At 69.7% G+C, this 6,072-nt stretch carries 7 protein-coding genes; 1 reads left to right on the top strand and 6 read right to left on the bottom strand.

Annotated elements, in window-relative coordinates; translation table 11 throughout:
- The 5 genes from VBO01S_RS30455 to VBO01S_RS30475 form a co-directional block, all read right to left on the bottom strand.
- Nucleotides 1-623 (bottom strand): LolA-related protein (locus VBO01S_RS30455; protein ID WP_062482700.1); only part of this gene is annotated, 623 nt, incomplete at its 3' end.
- Nucleotides 595-1,605: a lysophospholipid acyltransferase family protein gene (locus tag VBO01S_RS30460; RefSeq protein WP_062482685.1), complete on the bottom strand. Its 1,011-nt coding sequence runs from the start codon at nt 1,603-1,605 to the stop codon at nt 595-597. The genes VBO01S_RS30460 and VBO01S_RS30455, both read right to left, overlap by 29 nt.
- Nucleotides 1,602-3,317, bottom strand: a complete 1,716-nt coding sequence (locus VBO01S_RS30465; protein WP_062482688.1) for an ApeI family dehydratase — start codon at nt 3,315-3,317, stop codon at nt 1,602-1,604. Before VBO01S_RS30465 ends, VBO01S_RS30460 begins: the two co-directional genes overlap by 4 nt.
- A 16-nt stretch (nt 3,318-3,333) precedes the next feature.
- On the bottom strand, nt 3,334-3,978 hold the full coding sequence (locus VBO01S_RS30470) for a COG4648 family protein (RefSeq protein WP_062482691.1): 645 nt from the start codon (nt 3,976-3,978) through the stop codon (nt 3,334-3,336).
- 3 nt (nt 3,979-3,981) lie between these two features.
- A complete protein-coding gene (locus VBO01S_RS30475) occupies nt 3,982-4,293 on the bottom strand; it encodes a phosphopantetheine-binding protein (RefSeq protein ID WP_062482694.1) in 312 nt (103 codons plus the stop codon).
- A gap of 102 nt (nt 4,294-4,395) precedes the next feature.
- On the opposite strand from VBO01S_RS30475, the gene VBO01S_RS30480 reads away from it, so the two are divergent.
- On the top strand, nt 4,396-5,907 hold the full coding sequence (locus tag VBO01S_RS30480) for a helicase HerA-like C-terminal domain-containing protein (protein WP_062482697.1): 1,512 nt from the start codon (nt 4,396-4,398) through the stop codon (nt 5,905-5,907).
- A 15-nt stretch (nt 5,908-5,922) separates the two neighbouring features.
- On the opposite strand, the gene VBO01S_RS32105 is transcribed toward VBO01S_RS30480, so the two are convergent.
- Nucleotides 5,923-6,066, bottom strand: coding sequence for an NrsF family protein (locus VBO01S_RS32105; RefSeq protein ID WP_370682149.1), 144 nt, complete (start codon nt 6,064-6,066; stop codon nt 5,923-5,925).
- Between the last annotated feature and the right edge of the window lie 6 nt (nt 6,067-6,072).

Here is a 6,072-nt window from a genome sequence, read left to right on the forward strand (position 1 = left end):
CGCCCGGGGGCGCCGGCCGGCAGCGCCGACGGCGGCGCGTTGGGCGAGATGTGCATGACCGAGCGGTCACCGCCCACGAACTCCATCTCCAGCCCCAGCACCTCGCTGTTGCGGCCGGTGATGCGCATGCTGCGCACCTGCGCGGCCAGCCGGCTGTCGTTGGGCGTGAGGTCGAGCGTCCACTTGCCGGCGGCGCCGGTCACGGTGCTCTTGAAGTAGCGCTGCAGCGTGGCGCCATCGCCGCTCAGCGTGCCGCGCATGGCTTCGACCAGGCCCAGCAGCTCGGGCATGCTGTCCAGCGCCAGCGTGCGGTTGCGGTTGCCGCGCGACAGGGTCAGCGTGTTGCCGTCGACGGACATGGTCTCGATGCGCGGCGACAGCGTGCGGCGCACCAGCTTGTCGGGCGCCTCGAAGCTCAGCGTGCCGCTCGCGTCGAGCGGGCCTTCGAGGCCGTGCACGAAGCGCTGCTCGGTGAAGCGCGCCTCGCCGCTCTTCTGCCGGGCCAGCAGGCCCATCAGTTCGGGCAGGTCGAATGCCGCCCACGCCGGCGCGGCACAGAAAGCCACCGCCAGCACCACCACCCTGCAAAGCCGATCAAGCCGCATCTTCGAGCCAGAAATCATGAAAGTTGAACCAGTTGTACGGGTAGGCGCGGCACAGCGCCTCCAGGCGGGCCACATAGGCTTCGACCGCGCTTCGGATGCGGCGTTCACGCTCCGCGGCGTCGGCGAACGGCGTGCCGAAGTCGGCCAGCGGGTCGAACCGGACATCGTAGCGGGCACCGCCGCCGTACATGCCGGCCATGAAGAACACCTTGCGGCGCAGCAGCGCCGCCAGCCGGAACGGGCCGTCGTTGAAGACGGCCGGCTGGCCCAGGAAAGGCAGCACGATGTTGTTGCCGCGCTGGTTTGCCGGCTGCTCCTCGCTGCCCGGCAAGGTGCGGTCGGCCAGCATGCCGCCGAGGCCGCCGCCGTCGAGCCAATCGCGCAGCGCGAGCATGGAATGCGGCCGGCCCAGCGCGATCACGTGGGGCCGCATCTCGGGCAGCGCGATGGCGTTCAGGATCGCGGTGATGCGCTGCGCGTTGTCCGGGTACATCAGCATCGCCAGCCGCATGCGGTTCTGGTGCTTTTGCTGCTTGCAGGCGCCGAGCACCTCGAAGCTGCCGATGTGGGCGCCGAGCAGGAAAGCGCCCCGCCCTTCGGCCGCCTCGGCCTCGATCGGGGCGTTGCCTTCGATCTTCAGCTTGAACAGGTCCATGCGTCCGCGCAGGAAGTACACGCGGTCGAGCACGGTGGAGGAAAACGCGTGCAGCAGGCGGTAGCCGTCGACCCAGCCCGCGCGCGGGCCGATGGCCCTGAACAGGTAGCGCTTGATGTAGCGGCGCGGTGCCGGCGCGAACAGCAGGAAATACAGGCTGATCGGCGGCAGCAGCAGCCGCGTGACGTGCCGCCCGCACACCAGCGCCATCAGGCAGATGAAGCGCAGCGCCAGCATGTTGCTGCGCTCGGGCGCGCGCGCCCAGTCGCCCTGCTGGGCCGCCGGGCGAGCAGTCTGCCGCGCCGCTTCGTCCACGGCGCGCGTTTCGGCGTCGGTGTGCTTCATCCCGCCGACTCTGGCACAGCCGTCCAGCGGCCGGTGACAGCCGCCACGCCGTCACAGCGCACGTCGAAACGCACGCCGCGGCCGGTTCCGGCCTCGGGATGCAGCTCGATGGACAGCGTGCTGCCGGGCCGCACGGGCGCCAGGAACTTGGCGGCCGCGAGCGTCGGGCTCTGGCCGAGCCGTGCCGACAGCGCCGGCACGCGCCGCACGACCTCCATGACCTCGGCCAGCAGCAACGCGCCGGGCACCAGCGGCTGGCCGGGGAAATGACCCGCAAAGACCGGATGGTCGACCGGCACCGCGTGCGCCATCTGCACCGGCGTCTGGTCGTCGGCCAGCTGCGCCAGCGCAAATTCGCGCAGCGCCCGCACCGTGAGCTTGCCCGTGCCTTCGCGCGGGAAGGCCTTGACCTGCACCACGCGGCGCGGCACGAACACCGGCTCCAGGCGTTGCCGCAGTGCAGCAATGATGTCCGCCGCCGTCAGCGTGGGCGCGACCACGAACGCCACCGGCCGCACCACGCCGTCGGCCACCTCGTCGGGCAGCCAGAAGGCGCCGTCTTCGACACCCGCGATGCTGTTCAGGTGGTAGTTCAGGTGCGCGAGCGAACTGCGCCGGCCAGCGACGTGGATCAGGTCGTTGGCACGGCCGAACAAGCGAAAGCGCCGCGCATCGAGCAGTTCGAGCACATCGGCCATCGGCGTCGGCTCGGGAATGAAGTCGCCGCTGAAGATGAAGCGCTCGGGGCCGCCACCCTCCCCCGGTTCCGCATGCACGCGGATCTCGCCGAAGGTTTCCCAGATTTCGCTCTCGGTCGTGCGGCGCGTGGCCACCTGGCCCGATTCGGTGCTGCCGTAGATTTCAAGCAGCACGCCGCCCAGCGCCTGCTCGGCCTGCGCGGCCAGTTGCGGCGACAGCGGCGCGGTGGCCGACAGGATCAGGTCGACCGGTGGCAGCTCGATGCCCGACAGCAGCAGCGTCTTCAGGTGGAACGGCGTGGTCACCAGCGCGCGCGGACGCGGCACCGAGGCCAGCGCCTTCGCGACGTCGGCCGGAAAGAACGGCCGCCCGGTTTCGAACGCGGCCCCGCCGAGCATCGCGAGCAGCACCGACGACTCCAAGCCGTAGCTGTGCTGCACCGGCACGGTCGCCACCAGCGTGAGCCCTTCGAGCGTGGGCCGCTGCAGCACGCGGCACAGCCGCTCGACCGCCACTTCGACGTCGCCGACCAGCGTGCGCCAGGCCTTGGCATGCGGTTGCGGCACGCCGGTGGAACCCGACGTGAGCAGGCTGGCCGCATGCCGGCCGCCGTCGATGGCCGGCACCGGCGCATCGCCGGCCGGGCCGGGCACGGCCTCGACCTGCAGGCGCCGCATGCCGGGCGTCTCGAGCTTGGCATCGTCGGTCAGCGCGAACAGGTGGGCGCCGCCGGTTTCGGTCAGGCGCGCCAGCGTGTCCGGCCGCGCATCGGGCGGCAGCAGGCTGGCGTGGCCGCGCACCAGCGCGGCGCCCAGGCTCACGGCGAAGGCGTAGCGATCGAGGCACAGATTGACGGCAGGCCCTTCGGCGGGGAGCGCGGGCGCCAGGCGCGCGACGTCGGCCAGGAACTGGCGCGTGCTGACCGGCTGGCCGGCGCGCCAGGCCAGGGGCGCGTCGGGGTTGCGGTCCGCGAGCAGCGGCAGGAAGGAAGAAGAAGCGGTGTCGGGGGTCACGCGGGCTGCGCCTGTTTCATTGGCCGCCAGCGCCGTTGTCCACCGTCGAGGTGCCGTAGAACGCGCGCACCGCATCGACCAGGCGCGTGCGTTCGAATTCGGGATGCAGGCGGTAGCGCACGAGGTGCTCGCCCACGAAAAGCAGCGCCACGCTCAGCGGCGACAGCACGTTGGCCAGCAGCGACCAGGCCGAGAACGGCAGCGTCAGGTAGACCACGATCGACGAGACCACCACCACGGCGAAATACACCGTCCACACCTGCGTCAGGTGCGTCGTGTACGACAGCATGTGCCCCTTCAGCGGGTGCACGCGCTGCGCGAACTGGGTGATCAGCGGCAGGCCCTTGCCACGCAGCGTCGAGCCGAACCAGCCGCACAAGGCACCGTTGATGCCGATGTGCTGCAGCACGTACAGGCGGTTCGTGTCGCCCGCCTCACCGAGGAAGACGAGCGAGAAGCCGCCGATGCCCAGCGCCGCCGCAATGGCCAGGCCCCAGCGGCCGAACCAGCTGGCGGCGCAACCCATGGCGGCAATCCACAGCGGTCCGAGCAACACCACCACGGCCCAGGGCTCGGTGGCGTGGAACAGCGTCATCCAGTGGGAGAGGCCGGCATACGTGACCCCCACCAGCAGCAGGAGGACGAGTCGCCATCGGGACATGGATCAGGTGGCGCTGCGGTGCTCGGCGACGTGGGTCGCGAGCGTACGCAGCGACTGGAAGATCTGCTGGTTGCGCTCGTCGTCCGAGCGCAGCTGGAAACCGTAGCGGCGCGAAACTTCGAGCGCGACTTCGAGGATGTCGATGGAGTCGAGGCCCAGACCTTCGCCGTACAGCGGGTCGGTGGGAACGATCTCTTCAGGTGCGACCTCGAGATTGAGCGCGTTCACGAGCAACACGGCCAGCTCTTTTTCGATCGGCGACTGTTCGGATGCATCGCCAGTGGCGGGAATGGGGGGCTGAGCAGTCGATGACAAAAAAACCTCCTGAACTTTTTTCCTGAACGACCGTGCGGGGTCGTGAATTATAGGAGTGGCGGTTGATTAGACTGCGCGCTTCGATACGACCCGGAGCGCCCCATGGCCGACCCCCTTCTGATCGCACGCCACGACACCATCGAGTGCACCCTCCTGCCCGGCCTGGCCAACCGCCACGGCCTGATCACCGGCGCCACCGGCACCGGCAAGACCGTCTCGCTCCAGACCATCGCCGAACAACTGTCGAACATCGGCGTGCCGGTGTTCATGGCCGACGTCAAGGGCGACCTGACCGGCATCAGCCAGAAAGGCAGCGTCGGCGAAAAACTGGCCGCCACGCTCAAGGAACGCGGCATCGACGTGCCCGAACCCGCCGCCTGCCCCGTCACGCTGTGGGACGTGTTCGGCGAACAGGGCCACCCGGTGCGCGCCACGGTGTCCGACATGGGCCCGCTGCTGCTGGGCCGCATGCTCGACGTGAACGAAACCCAGGCCGGCGTGCTGAACCTGGTGTTCAAGATCGCCGACGACAGCGGCATGCTGCTGCTCGACCTGAAAGACCTGCGCGCCATGCTGCAGTACGTGGGCGAGAACGCGAGCCAGTTCACCACCGAGTACGGCAACATCAGCGCCGCCAGCGTGGGCGCGATCCAGCGCGGCCTGCTGCAGATCGAGACCCAGGGCGGCGACAAGTTCTTCGGCGAGCCGATGCTCAACATCACCGACTTCATGCAGACGGTGGGCGGCAAGGGGGTGGTGAACATCCTGGCGGCCGACAAGCTCATGAACTCGCCGCGCCTGTACGCCACCTTCCTGCTGTGGATGCTGTCGGAGCTGTTTGAGCAGCTGCCCGAAATCGGCGACCCCGAGAAGCCGAAGCTGGCCTTCTTCTTCGACGAGGCCCACCTGCTGTTCAACGAAGCGCCCAAGGCGCTGGTCGAACGCATCGAACTCGTGGTGCGGCTGGTGCGCTCCAAGGGCGTCGGCGTGTATTTCGTCACGCAAAACCCGCTGGACATTCCCGATTCGGTGCTGGCCCAGCTGGGCAACCGGGTGCAGCACGCGCTGCGTGCCTTCACGCCGCGCGACCAGAAGGCCGTGAAGGCCGCCGCCAGCACCATGCGCCAGAAGCCCGGCCTGGACATCGAGACCGCCATCACCGAACTCGCCGTGGGCGAGGCGCTGGTGAGCTTCCTGGACGCCAAGGGCCGCCCCAGCATCACCGAGCGCGTGTACGTGCTGCCGCCGGGCAGCCAGCTCGGCCCGATCACGCCCGAACAGCGCAAGGCGCTGATCGCGGGCTCGCTGGTGGCGGGCGTGTACGAGAAGACGGTCGACCGCGAATCGGCCTACGAAAAGCTCAAGGGCCGCGCCGAGAGCGCCCCCGATGCGCCAGCTGTCGGCGCCAAGGGCGGGGCCGCCGCGGAAGAATCGTCCGGCATGGGCGGCATGCTCAACGACATGCTCTTCGGCAGCACCGGCCCGCGCGGCGGCAAGCGCGACGGCCTCGTGCAGACCATGGCCAAGTCGGCGGTGCGCACCATGGGCACGTCGGTGGGCAAGGAGATTCTGCGCGGCGTGCTGGGCGGGATCTTCGGCAGCAAGAAGCGCTAAGAGAAAGCGGCCGCGCTACCAGCGCAGCAGGCGCGGCCCCAGTGCCGCGCCCAGCAGCACCGGCACCGCGATCCCGCTCACGTACCAGACCGCGAGGAACGGCGCGGTCAGCTCCATGCAGTGCAGCGCGTAGACCGACGCGCCCACGCCGCCGGCCAGTGCGCC

The organism is Variovorax boronicumulans NBRC 103145, assembly GCF_001591345.1.
GTDB classification, from domain to species: Bacteria; Pseudomonadota; Gammaproteobacteria; order Burkholderiales; family Burkholderiaceae_C; genus Variovorax; species Variovorax boronicumulans.

Excerpts from the sequence above, each read along its gene's own strand:
- VBO01S_RS30460 (WP_062482685.1), bottom strand. The coding sequence starts at position 1,605 with ATGAAGCACACCGACGCCGAAACGCGCGCCGTGGACGAAGCGGCGCGG.
- VBO01S_RS30470 (WP_062482691.1), bottom strand. The coding sequence starts at position 3,978 with ATGTCCCGATGGCGACTCGTCCTCCTGCTGCTGGTGGGGGTCACGTAT.
- VBO01S_RS30480 (WP_062482697.1), top strand. The coding sequence starts at position 4,396 with ATGGCCGACCCCCTTCTGATCGCACGCCACGACACCATCGAGTGCACC.